The organism is Microbacterium sp. NPDC058021 (assembly GCF_042885955.1).
Classification (GTDB): Bacteria; Actinomycetota; Actinomycetes; order Actinomycetales; family Microbacteriaceae; genus Microbacterium.
Map to the genome: position 1 here is coordinate 74,664 of NZ_JBHVRF010000001.1, position 17,691 is coordinate 92,354.

The 17,691-nt window shown below is 69.9% G+C and carries 13 protein-coding genes and 1 tRNA gene; 11 read left to right on the forward strand and 3 right to left on the reverse strand.

Annotated elements, in window-relative coordinates:
- A partial coding sequence (locus tag ACFVR6_RS00310; RefSeq protein ID WP_386957722.1) for a PA14 domain-containing protein occupies window positions 1–2,956 on the reverse strand: 2,956 nt, incomplete at its 3' end.
- 340 nt (window positions 2,957–3,296) lie between these two features.
- On the opposite strand from ACFVR6_RS00310, the gene ACFVR6_RS00315 reads away from it, so the two are divergent.
- Genes ACFVR6_RS00315 through ACFVR6_RS00335 form a run of 5 tightly spaced genes read left to right on the forward strand, consistent with a single transcriptional unit; the run spans window position 3,297 to window position 8,466 of the window.
- Entirely contained in the window at window positions 3,297–4,394 is a 1,098-nt protein-coding gene (locus ACFVR6_RS00315; protein WP_386957723.1) for a hypothetical protein, read from the forward strand.
- Window positions 4,391–5,650, forward strand: coding sequence for an O-antigen ligase family protein (locus ACFVR6_RS00320; RefSeq protein ID WP_386957725.1), 1,260 nt, complete (start codon window positions 4,391–4,393; stop codon window positions 5,648–5,650). Before ACFVR6_RS00315 ends, ACFVR6_RS00320 begins: the two co-directional genes overlap by 4 nt.
- Window positions 5,647–6,645 carry a glycosyltransferase family 2 protein gene (locus ACFVR6_RS00325; protein ID WP_386957727.1) on the forward strand — a complete coding sequence of 333 codons (999 nt, stop codon included), beginning with the start codon at window positions 5,647–5,649 and terminating at the stop codon, window positions 6,643–6,645. The genes ACFVR6_RS00320 and ACFVR6_RS00325 overlap by 4 nt, the downstream gene beginning before the upstream one ends.
- Window positions 6,642–7,481, forward strand: coding sequence for a glycosyltransferase (locus ACFVR6_RS00330; protein WP_386957729.1), 840 nt, complete (start codon window positions 6,642–6,644; stop codon window positions 7,479–7,481). The genes ACFVR6_RS00325 and ACFVR6_RS00330 overlap by 4 nt, the downstream gene beginning before the upstream one ends.
- Window position 7,482: 1 nt before the next feature.
- Window positions 7,483–8,466 (forward strand): glycosyl transferase, encoded by a 984-nt coding sequence (locus ACFVR6_RS00335; RefSeq protein WP_386957731.1) that lies wholly within the window; start codon window positions 7,483–7,485, stop codon window positions 8,464–8,466.
- Window positions 8,467–8,494: 28 nt separating this feature from the next.
- Here ACFVR6_RS00335 and ACFVR6_RS00340 read toward each other — a convergent pair whose 3' ends face one another.
- Window positions 8,495–9,943, reverse strand: coding sequence for a lipopolysaccharide biosynthesis protein (locus tag ACFVR6_RS00340; protein WP_386957733.1), 1,449 nt, complete (start codon window positions 9,941–9,943; stop codon window positions 8,495–8,497).
- A 305-nt stretch (window positions 9,944–10,248) separates the two neighbouring features.
- Window positions 10,249–10,332: transfer RNA gene (locus ACFVR6_RS00345), tRNA-Leu, on the reverse strand.
- Between the two features lie 229 nt (window positions 10,333–10,561).
- On the opposite strand from ACFVR6_RS00345, the gene ACFVR6_RS00350 reads away from it, so the two are divergent.
- From ACFVR6_RS00350 to ACFVR6_RS00375, 6 genes are read left to right on the forward strand one after another with little or no spacing between them, the layout of a single operon-like run.
- Window positions 10,562–11,299, forward strand: coding sequence for an FhaA domain-containing protein (locus tag ACFVR6_RS00350; protein ID WP_386957735.1), 738 nt, complete (start codon window positions 10,562–10,564; stop codon window positions 11,297–11,299).
- Window positions 11,292–11,822, forward strand: a complete 531-nt coding sequence (locus ACFVR6_RS00355; RefSeq protein WP_386957737.1) for an FHA domain-containing protein FhaB/FipA — start codon at window positions 11,292–11,294, stop codon at window positions 11,820–11,822. Before ACFVR6_RS00350 ends, ACFVR6_RS00355 begins: the two co-directional genes overlap by 8 nt.
- A gap of 14 nt (window positions 11,823–11,836) precedes the next feature.
- A complete protein-coding gene (locus ACFVR6_RS00360; protein WP_386957739.1) occupies window positions 11,837–13,075 on the forward strand; it encodes a PP2C family protein-serine/threonine phosphatase in 1,239 nt (412 codons plus the stop codon).
- Entirely contained in the window at window positions 13,072–14,457 is a 1,386-nt protein-coding gene (locus ACFVR6_RS00365; RefSeq protein WP_386957741.1) for an FtsW/RodA/SpoVE family cell cycle protein, read from the forward strand. The genes ACFVR6_RS00360 and ACFVR6_RS00365 overlap by 4 nt, the downstream gene beginning before the upstream one ends.
- Complete coding sequence (locus ACFVR6_RS00370) at window positions 14,454–15,911, forward strand: peptidoglycan D,D-transpeptidase FtsI family protein (protein ID WP_386957743.1); 1,458 nt, start codon at window positions 14,454–14,456, stop codon at window positions 15,909–15,911. The genes ACFVR6_RS00365 and ACFVR6_RS00370 overlap by 4 nt, the downstream gene beginning before the upstream one ends.
- Window positions 15,908–17,683, forward strand: a complete 1,776-nt coding sequence (locus tag ACFVR6_RS00375; protein ID WP_386957745.1) for a serine/threonine-protein kinase — start codon at window positions 15,908–15,910, stop codon at window positions 17,681–17,683. The genes ACFVR6_RS00370 and ACFVR6_RS00375 overlap by 4 nt, the downstream gene beginning before the upstream one ends.
- Window positions 17,684–17,691: the final 8 nt, after the last annotated feature.

Genomic DNA, 17,691 nt, shown 5'->3' on the forward strand with positions numbered 1-17,691 from the left:
CACCCGCCGCGAACGACTGGTCGATCTCCCCCACACACAACTCCGCCACCGGCGCACCGGCCAGCTTCGAACCCGCGAAGTAATCCACCGACCACCCGGACGCCTCACACGAGGGAGCCCCGGTGCGCTCGTACGACACGATCAGCTTCGCGTCACCCGTCGCCTGGTAGTACTCCACCACGATCTCGTGAGGACCGGCAGCCAAGTTCACCGACGCCGTCTTGGGCGTCTGACCACTGTGGTTGAACCAGGCACCGATGATCTGCTCACCATCGACGAACACCCGCACACCATCGTCATGGACCACGTCGAACACATACGTGCCCGCGCCCTCGTCGATCGTCTTCGAGAACCGTGCCGAGTAGTACGTCGAGGACACCCCCGCCGTCGGGGCGACACCCGCCGCGAACGACTGGTCGATCTCCCCCACACACAACTCCGCCACCGGCGCACCGGCCAGCTTCGAACCCGCGAAGTAATCCACCGACCACTCCGACAGCTCGCACGCTCCGGGCGGCGGGGTCTGCGCGACCGAGGCCGAGACCACAGCCGAGGCGGCCGAGACGGCGGCCGCCTCGCCCTCCTGCTTCACCGCGACCACGACGTAGTAGTAGGTCGTCCCGATGACCGCGGTCGCGTCGTCGAACGACGTCGACTGCGGCTGTGCCAGCGGCTCGCCGGCTGTGGAGATCGTGGTCGTCGTGGAACGGTAGACCCGGTACCCGGTCGCGTCGGCGACGGCATCCCAATCGACGACGATGCTGTCGGCGTCGGCCGTCGCCGTCACGCCGCCGGGTGCGGCGGGCGGGACGATGACGACGGGCGCCGCCGGAATGGTCACGCTGACTTCCGCCGCCGGTGCCGAGCTCGGCGCGTCGGCCGAGATCGCGACGACCGTGTAGTGGTACGTCGCGTCCGGCGCGACGTCGTCGTCCGTGAAGGACGTGGTCGTCAGCGGCGCGGAGTTGAGCGGGCTCGTGGTGTCGACGGGGCTCGTGGTGCTGCGGTAGACGTTGTACCCCTCGGCGCCGTCCACCGGCGCCCAGTTCAGCTGGACGGTGTCGGACTCGTCGTCGTGCGTCGCGGCGAGGCCGTCGACCGCGTCCAGCGGCGGCGTGGGCAGCGCGTAGACCTCGACGAACGAGATCTTCGTGTTCTTGGTGGCTGCATCCACGCCCGGCGCGACGGTGAGCCTGCCGTCCAGGACTTCGACCTCGACGACGCCCTGGTCGAAGTACAGCGGAGCGGCACCGGAGAAGTGATCGACAGCCGTCGCGCCCTCGACCATGAGGGTGTGGGAGCTGTCGAAGTTGCCGTTGCTGGTGTCGCCGGCGGCGACGACCACGTTGTAGCGCCCGTTGGGAACCGCCAGCTCCCACACGCCCTGCTCGGACACGACACCCGTGGTCGGGTTGGGCGTGGAGGACGTGCCGTACTGCATGTGGACGAGAGTGGTCAGGCGGGTGTCGGTGATCCCGTTGAGGTCGGTGCGCACCCGGGAATTGAGGGAGAAGTCGAAGGGTCCGTCACCATCGGCGGTGACCCATCCGAAGCCCGCAGCGCCGCTGTAAGCCGCGCCGCTGTCCCGTGTGTAGCCGGCGGAGACCGGCCCGGCCGCGGTCGTGAAGTCGTACTTTCCGACCAGGTCACCGGTGGGAGCGGGAACGACGGCGGCGACGGCGGCCGCGGGCGAGACGTTGCCGGAGGCATCCACCGCGTGCACGGCGTAGTTCCACGACTGCCCCACGAAGACGGCACCGTCGGCGTAGGTGGTCTCGGCGATCAGGCCGGGCGTCAGGAGGTTCTCCGCCGTTGTCGCCACCGGAGCCGTTGCCGATCGATAGACCCGATAGCCGGCGATGTCGGCGTCTGCGGGCGGGTTCCACTGCAACTGGTTGGCCTGCGGCGAGCTCGACACGGACAGGTCGGCCGGGGCGGCCGGAGCGACGCTGTCGAGCTCGGTGACGGTGAAGTCGTCGAAGACGAAGGGGACGGCGACCGTCTCGTTCGCCATGTTGCGCCGCGTGGCGAAGAGGCCCGCGAAACCGTTCGTCTGCGCGTCGGGGGTGTCGAAGACGGCGGGCACGAGGTCGCCGTTGGTGAAGTTCGCCGGGAGCGGCACCGAGCCCACGTTGACGCTCGCTCCGGTGCCGAGCCTGTAGGTGGCCGACGCCGTGTTGGTCAGCGCGTCGACGGTGAGCGCGAGCGTCACCGGCGTGGTCGCCGGGATGGTCAGGTTGTTCACGCTGACCTGGTCGATCGTGCCGGCAGCGGTGTTCGTGACGCCACCGACCTCGCGGGAAAGCTGCACCTGGCGCACCGTGGCGCTGGTGGCCGCGACGACGAGCTTCAGGTAGTTGTCGTCGTTCGGGCCGAACCAGATGCCGCCTTGCGCCGAGTCGGCGGCGTTGGACGGCATCGACAGCGTTGTGGTGAAGACCATCTTGGTGCCGGCCGGGTCGATGGGCACACCGAGGGTGTTGTCCTGCGTGTTCTTCCAGCGGTCGTTGCCGGCCGCATTCGCGGGAGGAATCAGGAAGGCGATGCCCTTGGTGGGGTTCAGGGTGAGCTTGCCATCAGCGACGTTCAGGAACTGCGGGAGGTAATACCCCTGGTACTGAGCCGTCGGGTCGATCGCCGCGGACTGGTCGGCGCTCGAGGGCTGCACCATCGTGAATCCGGTGTCCTGCCCGTCAGCATCGTGCAGACCCGGGTCGGTGCCGTCGAAGGTCAGCGCCCGGCTGTTGTCGCCGACCAGCTCCGCCGTCGGCAACGGGGAGTACGCGGACGGCCACAGCGACGGCGACGTCGGCAGCTCGTATTCGTGCGCCGCGGCCGGTGGGACGACCAGCCCCGAGCACACGAGCGCGAGTGCCGCAGCGACGGCACCGCCCCGCAGTCGGCGCGACCATCGAGACGGTTTCGCCGTCTCACCGTTGCGATCTGCATTGATCACTGACTGACGCATGTCGTGTCTCCCCACGGGCACGAGCGACACCCCATCCCCCCAAGGATGCGAACGGGCGTCGGGTTCTTCGGACCACCACATCCCCACGATGCAGCGGTTTCCTGCTCTCGCCGGAGCGAGTTGCTCGGACTGTATCCAGCTTTCAGGAAATACACAACCTTCCGTCGGTCACGCCTCGGCGAGCGCTTCCCCGCACCGCTTGCGGGCGAAAGGCTTCCTGCTATGGTGTGCAGCACCCGACGGCCTGGAAGGGCCATACCGACCTCACGACGACTGTGCGGTCGGTCATCGGGCACTTCTATGGGGGAAGTCATGATCTGGGGAAATCGTGTCGTCGGTGATCGCTGCGGCGTCGCCTGACGCGTCGTCGCGGCCCGGGATCGCTCCCCCCGCGACGTTCACCTACCTCTCCGGGCAGTACGACAACCTGGGGGACGCACTGCTGCGACGAGCCTTCGCGCATGCACTCGGTGCCGATCGTCGATGGCACGTCTACCTCGGCGCTGCGCCGGACGACTACGTCGCCGCCCTCGAGCTCCCCCGGGATGCACGCACATACCGCTCTCTCCCGCGCTGGCTGGCGGCTGCATCCGTGGGGATGCTGCGCCGAGGCCGCTCGCGTTTCCTCGCCAATCCGGGTGAGATCTCGTCCAGCCTCACAGAGTTCGCGCTGGGGGGCGCATCGGCCTGGCTGCTGATGCTGGGTCGTCTGGTCGGGAACCCCGGGTTCCGACTGGGCGTGGGGGCTCGCGACCGTGCGCGGCCGGCGAGCCTCGGCCACGAGCTCGCGGTGCGCCTCGCGCGGGTCAACGCCTGGCGGGACGAGACATCCCGGAACCTGTACGGGCGCGGCGACGTGTGCCCTGACTGGGCCTTCGCCCTGTCGCCGGAGGGCGCCGAGCACGAGCGCCGCAACCTCGCCCTGGCCTACCGGACGGACAGACCACTCCCCTCGGATGCCGTGTTGCACGCGGTGATCGAGTGGTCGCGCGAGCGAGGGCTCGAGCCCATCGCGGTGAGCCAGACTCTGCGCGACCGCGCCGGAACCGCTCTGCTCGCGCAGCGCCTCGGTGTCGCCCATGCCGGGACCGAGGCCGACGACCTCACGACGCTGGAGCGGGAAGTGCGAGGCATCTACCAGCGGTCGGCTCTGGTGCTGGGCAACCGCATCCACGCACTCATCGTCGGTGCGGTCGACGGGGCCGCGCCGGCGATCGTGATCGGGCATCCCGATGTGAAGATCGCCCGCACCATGCGACCGGCCGGCCTCTGCCTCGAGGACGGCGTGACAGCGGACGCACCGGATGCCGTCGGGCCCTACCTCGAGTCGGTCTACGCGCACGCCGACGATGACCGCCGTGCCGTGGGTGCGGCCGGCGCCGCCCTGCGCTGCTGGGCCGAGGCGGCGGGGAAGACCGTCGCATGACCGTCACCGCCATCGCACGTCGTGACGCCGCTGCGGACAGCGCGGCCGGGACGCGTTGGCAGACGACGCCGGCGGTGTTCGTGCTGCTGCTGGCGGTGACGTCGCGCGGGGTGATCGAGGTCGTCACGGGCAAGCAGGTGGCGTACGCCGTCCAGCTGATCTGCGCCCTGGCGCTCGTATGGATCCTGCACCGTCGGGGAGCAGCGCTGCCCGGTGGGGCCGTCCGGTGGGGCGGATACGTCGCGCTGTACATCCTCGTCATCGGGGGCGTCGCATCGGCGATCATCACCCTGAACACGTGGCATCTGGACTCTCTCATCGCCCCCGCGCTCTACGTCGCGACCTTCGCTGTGCTGGGTCTGATGCTGTGCTGGGGAACGCATCGCGACCGGGTCTCGGACAATCTCCGCGTGGTCACCCCCGCAGCGAGCGCCGTCGTGCTCGTCCAGGTCGCCGTCGCCTCGGGGCAGCAGTACCTGGGGTGGACATTCGCCGCCGGTTCGGACCAGGCATCCGTCGCCCTGCAGGTGCGGCCGGCAGGGCTCACGGGCAGCTACCTCCACTACCCGCTCGTCCTCAGCGTGTTGGCGATCCTGCTCGTCGGGGCGTGGATGCGCCACCGCCGGCCCGTCCCGCTCGTGTGCGCCGGCGTCGCCGTCGCCGGCGTCCTGTTGAGCTATTCCCGGTCGGGGATGATGATCCTCGCGCTCACCCTCGTCTTCGCGCTGCTGTTCAGTCGCACCGTGTCCACGCGTCTGGCGACGCTGCTGGTGGTCGGTCTGGTCGTGGCGGCGGTGCTGTTGTTCCTGCAGGGGTCACCGGTGCTCGATCGCGCTCTCAGCGCACTGGACCTCGAGTCGTCCGGAAACGCCGGCCGCGTCGCGCAGTGGGCCGCCGGCTTCGAGACGTGGAGCCGGAGTCCGCTGCTGCTGGGCAGCCACACCGGCCTCGTGACGAACATCACCCGCAACTTCGGTGGGGTCTCGTTCGGGGTGGTGGAATCCAGCCTGCTCCAACAACTGCTCAACCTGGGCATCGTCGGTGCCGTCGCGACCTACTGGCTGCTCCTGGCGGTGGTGCGCGCCGCGCCCACCGCAGACGTCTGGGTGCGCGCCGGCGCCGCCGCGTGCGTCGCCCAGACGGTGATCTACCAATCCGTCGAGGTGCTTCCCTTCGTGACGCTGCTGGCCATCCTGCCGCTGACCTTCTCGGCGCGTCCCGTCGTGCCCACCCTCATCGGACAGGGGTCCGGATGAGCGCCCGGCCGCTGGTGAGTGTGGTCATGGCCGCGTACAACGCCGAGGCCCATGTGATGACCGCGCTGGCGAGGCTGAGCGCACAGACCTGCGGCGATTTCGAGGTCATCGTGGTGGACGACGGATCGACCGACGGGACCTTGGCCGCGATCCGCGCGGCGGCACGACACGACCCGCGGGTGCGCGTCGTGAGCAACGGCCGGAACCTGGGCGTGGCTGCGGCGCGCAACCGAGGCAACGACGTCGCCACCGGCGACTACGTCTGGTTCGCCGACGTGGACGACCTCTGGTCCCACCGGTTCCTGGAACGGATGGTGACCGCGATCCAGGCGGCCGACGCCGACGTCGCCGTGTGCTCGGCGGAGTACCGATACGGCCCCGATCTCAGCCGCTGCGAGCCGGTCGTCCGCTACCGGCGCGCGGTCACCCTCGTCGACGACCGAGCAGCACGGCTCCTCTTGCGAGGGACCGGCGCGATGTGGAACAAGCTGTTCCGCCGCGATGTGCTCGGGACGAGCCCATTCCCCCTCATGAGATCCAAATCCGACCACGGTGCGCTGCTGCGTCTGCTCCCTCGCATGAAGCGGGTCACCGTGATCCCCGACACGCTGTACACCTATGTCCAGCGGGACGGTTCCATCAGCAACGGCGGCGTGGCCCAACCCGACAACTTCGTGCGCCTCCTCGCGATCGCCACGGAGTCGCTGACGCACATGGAACCCTCGCCCGCGCTGAAGCGAGCCGCCGTGCAGTTCCGCTGCCTGATCATCGCCCGCGCCCTGCGGGAGAGTTGGCGGTTCACCCGGATCGACGAGGACACATCTCCTGAGCTCGTCGCGCGACTGGAATGGGCGGATCTCCTGGGTGTGCGCCCGGGCGACGGACGCACACTGATCACCTGCGCCGCCGCGAAGTGCTCACCGCACGTGGCACGCTCGGTCTTCCGCGCGCTCGGACGCTCGCGCTGGCCGGAGCACGGGATCCGGGCATCATGATGTGGTCTCTGGTCACTGTCACGTACAACAGCGCAGAGGACCTGCGCACGTACTGGTCGAACGTGCGCCTCGACGACACCGTGGAGTGGATCGTGGTCGACAACGGGTCGGCCGACGACACCGTCGCGGTGGCGGCGGAACGGGGCGCCCGGGTGTTCCGCACCGGACGGAACATCGGATTCGCCGCTGCCAACAACATCGGTCTCGAGATGGCCCGTGGCGATCTGATCCTCTTCGCCAACCCCGACCTTCGTGTCCAGACGGAAGATCTGAGCGAGCTGGCGCGACTTCTCCTGCTGCACGGCGGGCTCCTCTCGCCCAGGCTGACCCACCCCAACGGCGGGTATCAGCACAACGGGCGGGGCTGGCCGTTCCTGGCCTGGAAGATCGGCAACCGCCTCGGTCGGCGCGATACCGACGCCCGGTACCTGCGCGCGGTCGAACGCGAACACGAACACGCCGCGGTGGTCTGGATCACCGGTGCGGCGGTCGCAGCACGCAGGGAGGACTTCGAGGGGATCGGCGCCTGGGACGAGTCCTACTTCCTCTACAACGAGGACGTCGCACTGGGACTCCGGGCGCTGCGCGGCGGCCTTCCGGTCGGCGTCGCCGGCGGGATCGAGTGGGTGCACGGCTGGTCGCGAGCTCCCGCGCGGTGGCAGCTGAAGGCCGTCGCGCACGAGTTGGCATCCACCGTGCTGTTCTACTGTCGGGAGCCCTTCTTCCTGCTCTGGCCGGCCACCCTGTGGCGCGCGTCGGTGGACCAGCGGCTCCGGCGTCGATACGGCATCGGTCTGGACGAGTCCGAAGCAGCCACGCAGCGAACGGCCCCCTGACATGCGGGTGCTGCAATCCGTCGGGCCGCCGGGTCCCACGATCAAGTTCATCGACCAGGTGACGCGCGACGCTCCCGGCGACGTGGAGTTCGTGTACTTCTCCTGGCGTGAGGCGCTCGTCGGGCCCTACGACGTGGTGCACATCCACTGGCCGGAGTTCTTCGTGCGCTCGCGCTCCGCCGGCGCCGGCCTGGTCAAGCGGATGCTGACCAGGCTGCTCCTGCTGCGGTGGCGAAGACGCGGGATGCCGATCGTGCACACCGTGCACAACCTCGAGCCGCACTCCGCGCTCTCGGCGCGGCAACGGCGTCTGATGAACCGGATCACCGACGCCGCCCGCGTCCGCGTCGCCCTGAACCAGGACACCCCGAGCGTCCCCGGCATCCCCCAAGTGGTCATCCCGCACGGGGACTACCGCAGGCAGTTCGGTCGCCTGACCGCCGCGTCTCGCGTGGACGGAAGACTTCTGACGATCGGCCGGATCGAGGCCTACAAGAACGTGCCCCGGTTGGTCAGGCTCGCAGCGGAGCACGGGTGGGAGTTGCGCGTCGTCGGTGAGCCGGCGCCCGACACCCGACGACCACTGACAGCACAGCTCGACGCCCTGCCGCCGGGGCACCGCGTGTCGGCCACGCTCGCCTTCGTCGATGATGCGACGCTCGTGGCCGAGATCACCGCGGCTCAGCTGATCGTGCTGCCTTACCGCGAGCTGCACAATTCCGGCATCCTGCTCGTCGCCCTGTCCCTGAACCGTCCCGTGCTCGTGCCACGCACCGATGCGACCGCGCAGCTGGCGGCGGCCGTCGGGGCCGGCTGGGTGCACCTCTTCGACGGGGACCTCCAGGCCCACGATGTCGCGACGGCGCTGGCGGCGACGGCCGCGGTGCATGGTGAGCCCGACCTCGGCGACAGATCGTGGGAGCGCATCGCCACCGCCTACGCGGAGGTCTACCGCCGCGTGCGCCGCGAGACGGCGAGTCGCTGAGCGGAGATGACCTGGCCTGTCGGGCCGCTCATCCGGCGCGGACGCGCTGGAGCGAGGCGCCCAGCTGCCGCGCATCCCGGCGAAGACCCGGCCACAGCGCGAGGCAGACCGACAGGTAGACGACGATCAGCCCGCCGAGCAGCGCGAGCTGCGCCATCGCGTTCCATCCGTCCAGGACAGTCATCGACAGCCAGAAGCACAGCGCACTCACCGGCGCGAACAGCAGCAACGGGCGACCGGCGATGCGCAGCAACGGGCCGGCGGCGATGCCGGTACGGCGAAGCGGGAAGATCGTGATCAGCCCCCACATGAGCAGTTGTCCGAGCGTCGACCCGAGCGCCACACCCACCGGACCGAAGGCGACCCCGACGATCATCATCGCCACCATGGCGGATCGTCCGATGAGGGTCCATCGCAGCTGCAGCCCGGTGAGAGCGAGGGAGAGGAAGACCCAGTAGTAGACGAAACCGATTCCTTGGAAGACACCCCCGATCGCCAGTATGGCGAAGATCGGGGCGACCGCCCCCCACCCCGGGCCGAGCACCAGTTCGATGAGCGGGTCGGCGACGGCCGCGAGCAGGAAGAAGACGCCGCCGAAGCAGTAGGCCAGGATCAGCTGCGCCCGGTGCACGTAGGCGGTGAACCTCGCATCGGCCTGCATCCGCGAGAGCACCGGCACGGCGACGCGGGTCATCGGTGCCGCGATCTGCGTCATCGGGAGGCGGAACAGCTGATAGGCCCGATCGTAGACACCCAATGCGGGGGCACCCCACACGCGACCGATGAGGATGCTGTCGACGTTGGAGGTGGCGTAGGTGAACAGCTGCACTCCGAGGGTGTTCGCCCCGTAGCGGTACAGCGCCCCCATGCCCGCGTCGCGCCTGGGCAGGGCCGGCACCCAGCGGGCACCGAGCGGGAGGAGCAGGAGGGGGACCACGACGAGAGCGATCTGTTGACCGACGAGCGCCCAGTATCCCCAGCCCTGCACGGCGGTGGCGACCGCCGTCCCCAGTGCGACGACGGATGCCACGACGTCGGTGACCGCGAGCCACGTGAAGCGCATCTGCACGGACAGCTCGGCGCGGAACTGCGCCGTCACCGCGGCGAGGAAGAAGGTCACCGCCAGCAGCTGCATGATCGGGACCACCTCCTGTCGGCCGTAGAACGCCGCCAGCGCCGGTGCGCCGAGCACGCCGACGACGCACAGCACGGCGCCGAGCAGTGTGTTGGTCCAGAAGAGGTTGCTCCGCTGCTGATGCGTGATCGTGCGGGACTGCACGGCTGCCATCGACAGGCCGAAGTCGCCGATCACCGTCGCGATGCCGACCACCGCCACCACCATGGCGAAGACTCCGAAGTCGGCCGGTTCGATCAGACGCGCGAGCACCACGATGCCCACCGCCTGCACGCCGAACCGCAGCAGCTGGCCGCCCAGTGTCACCGCGCCGCCCCGCGCCGCGGCGTTCGCGATACTCAACCCGCGCCGCATCCAGTCGCGCCCGGCCCGCTCCGCCGCCCCCACCCGTCGGCCACGTTGCACCCTTCCCCCGTAGTGCCACCTCACCCTAGTGCACACGCCCCGCCGCCCCGCCGCCCCGCCGCCCCGCCGCGGGAGCGCTCCGCGCGGCATCCGCTCGCTGAGGCCACAACTGGCGGCCGAGACATCGGGAAACGACCGTTGTCTCGGCCGCCAGATGTAGTCTCACGGGCCGATGGGCAGGGCCGGAGGACGGTGCGGGGAACGACGAAGGGCCCCCGGATCGGGGGCCCTTCGTCTTGCTGTGCGCGAGGGGGGACTTGAACCCCCACGCCCTTGCGGGCACTGGCACCTGAAGCCAGCGCGTCTACCTATTCCGCCACTCGCGCGAGCCACGACATGCGCGGACTCAACTTCCCGACAATATCACGTTTCCGACCCGGGATGCCGCGCCCGCCACCGACCCGGATCGTGGCCGGAAGACGCCGCGACACCCTCGAAACACCGTCGCCGGCATCGCAGATCCCTTGATTTCCTGCGGATTCCTGCGGTGAGGCCGCGATCTCCCAGTCCTTCCAACTAGCATGTAGCGACCGGTCTGCCTGCCTGAGGAGACGTGTGGGACTACTAGACAGCTTCGAGAAGGGGCTTGAACGCGCCGTCAACGGCGCGTTCGCGAAGACCTTCCGCAGCGGCGTCCAGCCCGTCGAGATCGCATCGGCGCTGCGCGCCGAGCTCGACGCCAGAGCCGCGGTGGTCAGCCGCGACCGCATTCTCGCGCCCAACAGCTTCACCGTGCGCCTGGCTCCCAGTGACGAGGAGCGCATGCGCGCGCTCGGCTCCACGCTCGGTGAGGAGCTGCACACCCTCGTCACCGCGCACGCCCGCGCGCAGGGCTACAGCTTCGCCGGCCCGGTGACCATCGGCATCCAGCGCGACGACGACCTCACCACCGGCACCCTCCGCGTCGATTCGCAGAGCGCGCAGGGTGCCGTCGCCTGGCGCGGCGTCATCGACATCAACGGCGCCCGGCACGTGCTCGGCAAGGGGCGCACCGTGATCGGCCGCGGCAGCGATGCCGACATCACGATCCCGGATGCCGGCACCAGCCGCCGCCACGTGGAGATCCTCTGGGACGGCGAGCGTGCCATGGTGCGCGACCTCGGTTCGACCAACGGCACCAAGCTCGACGGTCGGCGCGTGACCGAAGCGCCGCTGCCGCCGGATTCGACCGTCACGATCGGCCGCACCGACATCGTCTTCCGCGTCGTCCCGCAGGCCCAGCCGCCGCGTCCGTCGCGGGCGGCCTCCGACGCCACCCGCGCGTTCGACGTGCGAGGGGGTGCCGGTGAGTGAGCTGACCCTCCTGCTGCTGCGCATCGGGTTCCTCGTGCTGCTGTGGTTCTTCGTCTTCGCCGTCATCTATTCGCTGCGCGCCGACCTGTTCGGCGTGAAGGTGCGCAAGCTCCCCGAACCCGCCGCCGCAGCCGTGCCCACCGCCGGTCCGAGCGATCTGACCGCCCCCGTCACCAAGCGCCCCGCCGCAGCGGCCGCCTCACCGGTCGCCGGCGGCCCGGCCACGACCGGCACCGTCTCGCGCATCGTCATCACCAGCGGACCGAAGGCGGGTCTCGAACTGCCGCTGGGCAACGAACCCCTCACGATCGGCCGCTCCAGTGAGTCGGGTCTGGTGATCCGCGACGACTACACCTCCAGCCACCACGCCCGCCTGGTGCTGTGGGGCGACCAGTGGATGATCCAGGACCTCGACTCCACCAACGGCACCTGGCACGACGGCAAGCGCGTGGCCGCCCCCGTTCCGATCAAGGTCGGCGCCCCCATCAAGGTCGGCGCGACGACCTTCGAGCTGCGGAAGTAGCGGAACGTCGGCACATGGTCTTCCAGGGCTCGAGCGTGGCGATCTCGCACACCGGCAAGGTGCGCTCCAACAACCAGGACTCCGGTTACGCGGGATCGAACCTGTTCGCCGTCGCCGACGGCATGGGCGGGCACGCCGGCGGCGACGTGGCATCCAGCATCGCCATCAACCGCCTGGCGGCCCTCGACCACGCCTATGAGACCCCGTCGGATGCCGAGCGGGCACTGCGCGACGCCATCGCCGACACCGCATCGCGCCTGATCGAGACGGTCAAGGCCAAACCCGAGCTCGCGGGGCTCGGCACCACCGTGAGCGCGCTGGTCATGGTCGACGACTACGCCGTGCTCGCCCACATCGGCGATTCCCGTGTCTACCTGTACCGCGACGACACGCTCACCCAGATCACGACCGACCACACCTTCGTGCAGCGGCTCGTCGACTCGGGTCGCATCACCCCCGAAGAGGCCAGGTACCACCCGCGCCGCTCGGTGCTCATGCGCGTGCTCGGCGACACCGACGCCGACCCCGAACTCGACACGTTCATCATGCCGACCCAGCCCGGCGACCGGTGGCTGCTGTGCTCCGACGGTCTCTCGGGGGTCGTCGACGACCCGCACACCGCCAAGGCGCTCAGCCAAGGGCTCCCGCCGGGCCGCACGGCCGACATCCTGCTGCGCCAGGCGCTCGACGGCGGCGCCCCCGACAACGTCACGATCGTGCTCGTCGACGTGGGCGGCCAGCACCCGGTGTTCACCGGCACGCCGACGATCGTGGGCTCCGCCTCGACCCCGACCGGCGTCGAGGTGCCGACGGCGCGGCCCACCCGCGCAGGGTGGCTGCACGCCGGCCGGCAGGCCGCCAACGAGCCGACGCACTTCGAGCCCGCCCCCGAGTTCCTCGAAGAGCTCATCGAAGAGGATCGGCGCCGCGCGAAGAGCCGGCGGCTGTGGTGGGTCGTCTCCCTCGTCGTCGTGCTCGCCGCCATCGGCATCGGGCTGTTCGCCGCGTACTCGTGGACGCAGACCCGCTACTTCGTGGGGGCAGACGAGGACACCGTGGTGGTGTACCGCGGCATCCAGCAGAACATCGGTCCCATCACGCTGTCGACCCGCTGGGCCGACACCGGGATCGATCTCGAGGACCTCCCGGGGTTCGTGCGCGAGAGCGTCGAGCAGACCATCACCGCGGACTCCCTCGACGACGCCGAGCGCATCGTCAACCAACTCCGTGACACGGCGGAGGACAGCCCATGACCGCCACCACGCAATCCCAGGCCGACACCACAGTCATCCGGGCGCTGAAGAAGCTGCGGATACCGCAGACGCAGCGCAACCGGGAACTCTGGCTGCTGCTGTTCGCCTTCGTCATCAACGCCGCCGCCGTCGCCCTCGTGCAGCTGGGCGCCAACGGCGCGATCGACTCGACGTTCCTCATCTACTGCGGCGGACTGACCGCGCTGGTGTTGGCGCTGCACATCGTGCTGCGCCTGGTGGCCCGTGACGCCGACCCGTTCGTGGTCCCCATCGCCACCGTGCTCACCGGGCTCGGCATCGCGATGATCTACCGCATCGACCTCTACTACGACAGCCACGGCTGGGAGGCCACCTCCACGCGGCAGCTCGCCTGGGCGGCGATCGCCCTCGTGGGTGCCATCGCCGTGGTCGTCGCGCTGCGCAACTACCGGGTGCTGTTCCGCTACACCTATCTCTTCGGCCTCGCCGGCATCCTGCTGATGCTGCTGCCGATCGTGCCGGGCCTCGGCGCCGACGCCAACGCCGACGTGTGGGTCGACCTCGGCATCTTCTCGTTCCAGCCGGGCGAGCTGGCCAAGATCGCCCTCGCGATCTTCTTCGCCGGCTACCTCGTGCGCACGCGCGAGTCGCTGACCTCCGTCGGCACCCGCTTCCTCGGCGTCACCTGGCCGCGCGCCCGCGAACTCGGCCCGCTGCTGGTGATCTGGCTCGCGTCGCTGGGCATCATCGTGCTCCAGCGCGACCTCGGCACCGGCCTGCTCATCTTCGGCATGTTCGTCGCGATGCTGTACGTCGCGACCGGCAAGACCAGCTGGGTGCTCATCGGCGTCGTCCTCGCCGCCGGCGGCGCGTTCCTCGCCTCGCGGGTGCTGCCTTACGTCGGCGGCCGGTTCCAGAACTGGCTGAACCCCCTGGACCCCGACCTCTACGAGGAGAGCGCCGGCACCTACCAGCTGGCCAACGGCATTTTCGGTCTGGCGCAGGGCGGCCTCGTCGGCACGGGCCTCGGCCAGGGCCGGCCGTGGATGACCCCGCTGTCGCAGAGCGACTACATCTTCCCGAGCCTCGGTGAGGAACTCGGGCTCATCGGCGTCTTCGCCATCCTGTGCCTGTACATGGTGTTCACCAGCCGCGGCTTCCGCATCGGACTGGCGGGCCAGGACGACTTCGGCAAGCTGCTGGCGACCGGCCTGTCGTTCACGCTCGCGCTGCAGGTGTTCATCATGGTCGGCGGCGTCACCCGCATCATCCCGCTGACCGGCCTGACGACGCCCTTCCTCGCGGCTGGTGGTTCCTCTCTCATCGCCAACTGGATCATCGTCGCCCTGCTGCTGCGCATCTCGGATGCCGTGCGCAGCCGACCACGGGTGGTGATCGGATGACCAAGGAACTGCGCAGACTCAGCATCCTGGTGCTGGCGATGTTCTTGGCGCTGTTCGCCTCGACGAGCGTCATCCAGGTGGTGCAGGCCGACGCGCTGAGCGAGAACCCGCTCAACCGTCGCGCCCTCTACGACACCTTCGAGGTGCAGCGCGGTGCCATCATCGCCAGCGGCAGCGCGATCGCCGCCTCCGTCCCGAGCGACGACGTGTACAGCTGGCAGCGTGTGTACACCGACCCCGACATGTGGGCGCCGGTCACCGGCTGGATCAACCCGGTGCTGGGTACGGCGACGGGGATCGAACGCGCCATGAACCAGGAGCTCAGCGGCACCGCCGACTCGCAGTTCCTCTCGCGCATCGAGCAGATCGTCAGCGGCCAGCAGCCGAGGGGCGCGAACGTCGTGCTCTCGCTGGATGCCGCGGTGCAGCGCGCCGCCTACGACGCGCTGGGCGACCTGCAGGGCGCGGTCGTGGCGATCGAGCCCGCCACCGGCCGCATCCTCGCGATGGTCTCCAGCCCGAGCTACGACACGAACCCGCTGGCCTCCCACAACGGCGAAGCCGCCCAGGCGGCGTACACGGCGCTCGAGGATGACCCGCTCGATCCGCTCGACAACCGCGCGATCGCCGGCAGGCTCAACCCGCCCGGCTCGACGTTCAAGCTCGTCGTGGCCTCCGCGGCGCTCGCGACCGGCGAGTGGACGGCCGAGTCGACCCTCCCGAACCCGGCGACCTACACCCTGCCGCAGTCGTCGAGCATCGTGCGCAATGCCGGCGGCGGCACGTGCGGCGAGGGCGAGAACGTCACCATCGCCGACGCCCTGCGCCTGAGCTGCAACATCCCGTTCGCCGAACTCGCCGTGCAGCTAGGCGACGACGTCATCCGCGAGGAAGCGGAGAAGTACGGCTTCGACACGTCGTTCACGATGCCGCTGGTGTCCACCGCCTCGGTGTACCCGCGCGCGCTGGACGACGCCCAGACCGCGCTGTCGGGATTCGGTCAGGGCGATGTGCGGGCCACGCCCCTGCAGATGGCCATGGTCTCCGCCGGCATCGCCAACGAAGGGATCGTGATGAACCCCAGGATGGTCGATTCGGTCATCGCCGCGGACCTCACCGAACAGCAGCGATTCGACGACACGGAGTTCGGTCGAGCCGTCACGGCGGAGATCGCCGCGTCGATGACGTCGATGATGGTCGCCAATGTCCAGTCCGGGGTCGCGAGCGGTGCAACAATAGACGGCGTAGACGTCGCCGGGAAGACCGGCACCGCGGAGAACGGGGTGGAAGATCCCTACACGCTGTGGTTCACCGGATTCGCTCCGGCGGACGACCCTCGGGTCGCTGTCGCCGTTGTGGTGGAAAACGGGGGCGGGCTGGGCCAGTCAGGCAGCAGCAACAGGATCGCGGCTCCGATCGCGGCAAAGGTCATGGAGGCGGTGCTGAGTAGATGAGACCGACGCAGGGAGTGACCTTCGGCGGCCGATACGAGCTGGACTCGCGGATCGCGATCGGCGGCATGGGCGAGGTCTGGGAGGCGACGGACCACGTCATCGGGCGGACCGTCGCCATCAAGATCCTCAAAGACGAGTACATGGGCGACCCCGGCTTCCTCGAGCGCTTCCGCGCCGAAGCCCGGCACGCGGCCCTCGTGAACCACGAGGGCATCGCGAGCGTCTTCGACTATGGCGAGGAGAACGGCAGCGCGTTCCTCGTCATGGAACTCGTGCCCGGCGAGGCCCTGTCGACCGTCCTCGAGCGTGAGGGCTCGCTGTCGTCCGACAAGACCCTCGACATCGTGGCGCAGACCTCTCTCGCACTGCAGGCCGCGCACGCCGCGGGCCTCGTGCACCGCGACATCAAGCCCGGCAACCTGCTCATCACCCCCGACGGGCGGGTGAAGATCACCGACTTCGGCATCGCCCGCATCGCCGACCAGGTGCCGCTGACGGCCACCGGTCAGGTCATGGGCACCGTGCAGTACCTCTCGCCCGAGCAGGCGTCGGGTCACGCGGCGTCGCCGGCGACCGACATCTATTCGCTCGGCATCGTCGCCTACGAGTGCCTCGCCGGCAAGCGCCCGTTCACGGGCGAGTCGCAGGTGGCCATCGCGATGGCGCAGATCAACGAGCAGCCGCCACCGCTGCCGCCCACCGTGGCGGCGCCGGTGCAGAACCTCGTCATGGCGATGATCGCCAAGAAGCCCGAGGACCGCCCGGCCACCGCGTCGGCCGTCGCGCGGGCCGCCACCGCTCTGCGTCGCGGGGATCTCACCGCCGCCGCGGCCGCGGTGCCCGCCATCGCGGGCGCCGCCGGGCTGGATGAGGTGACCCAGCTGCTCACGCCGGGACTGGCGACCCAGGATGCCACCCGCATCCTCCCCGCCACGACCGCGCTCGACGCCGACGGCGGGGAAGGCGACGGGACGGGCGAGGGTGACAAGCCCAAGCGCAAGCGCAGCCCCTGGACGTGGCCGCTCATCGCCCTCATCGTCCTGCTGCTGCTGGTGCTCGGTGGCACCGTGTGGGCGATGCTCTCCAACCAGGAGCCCGACCCTGCGCCCTCCAGCCCCAGCCCCAGCACCTCGCGGCCGGCACCCAGCCCGACTGCGGAGGAGCCGGAGACGGTCGACGTCGACTCGCTCGGCCTCATCGACCTGACGTGCGACGACGCGGCCGTGATCGTGCAGGAAGCGGGACTGGTGGCCAACTGCGTCGCCGGCGACCCCGCTCCCAACGGTGACAGCGTGAACCTCGTGTACCGGGTGAACCCGCGCGGCAACGTCGATGAGGGCACGACCCTCACCCTGACGTTCTACGGCGAGCAGGTCGCCCTGCCCGCCCCCGGTACCCCGACACTGCCGAGCACCGTCGACGCCGGCAGCACCGTTCAGGTCACGTGGCCGGGCTACTCGTGCCCGTCGGGCCAGGGCAGCCCCAGCGCGTACACGCTGTCGGCCACCAACGCCGTCTTCCCCTCCACGGGTCAGTCGACGGCGTCGTTCGGCGGCGGGGAGCGCAGCGGTCAGCTGCAGGTCACCGGCGCCGCCGGCCAGCCGGTCATCGTCACCTACACCGTCACGTGCACCGGCGGCAGCGCCGGCCAGCGGGTGACGGGGCCCTCGGGCGAGGCGTCGGCGCAGATCCAGGCCGTCGCCACCCCCACTCCGGCACCGACCGGGGGCGCGAACCCCGACGACGAGTCCGAGACCGGCTCCGGGGGCTGACCCCGGCC

Bases quoted from the DNA above. Each gene is read 5' to 3' on its own strand.
- ACFVR6_RS00365 (WP_386957741.1), top strand. From the start codon at position 13,072: ATGACCGCCACCACGCAATCCCAGGCCGACACCACAGTCATCCGGGCG.
- ACFVR6_RS00375 (WP_386957745.1), top strand. From the start codon at position 15,908: ATGAGACCGACGCAGGGAGTGACCTTCGGCGGCCGATACGAGCTGGAC.
- ACFVR6_RS00360 (WP_386957739.1), top strand. From the start codon at position 11,837: ATGGTCTTCCAGGGCTCGAGCGTGGCGATCTCGCACACCGGCAAGGTG.
- ACFVR6_RS00370 (WP_386957743.1), top strand. From the start codon at position 14,454: ATGACCAAGGAACTGCGCAGACTCAGCATCCTGGTGCTGGCGATGTTC.
- ACFVR6_RS00325 (WP_386957727.1), top strand. From the start codon at position 5,647: ATGAGCGCCCGGCCGCTGGTGAGTGTGGTCATGGCCGCGTACAACGCC.
- ACFVR6_RS00330 (WP_386957729.1), top strand. From the start codon at position 6,642: ATGATGTGGTCTCTGGTCACTGTCACGTACAACAGCGCAGAGGACCTG.
- ACFVR6_RS00335 (WP_386957731.1), top strand. From the start codon at position 7,483: ATGCGGGTGCTGCAATCCGTCGGGCCGCCGGGTCCCACGATCAAGTTC.
- ACFVR6_RS00320 (WP_386957725.1), top strand. From the start codon at position 4,391: ATGACCGTCACCGCCATCGCACGTCGTGACGCCGCTGCGGACAGCGCG.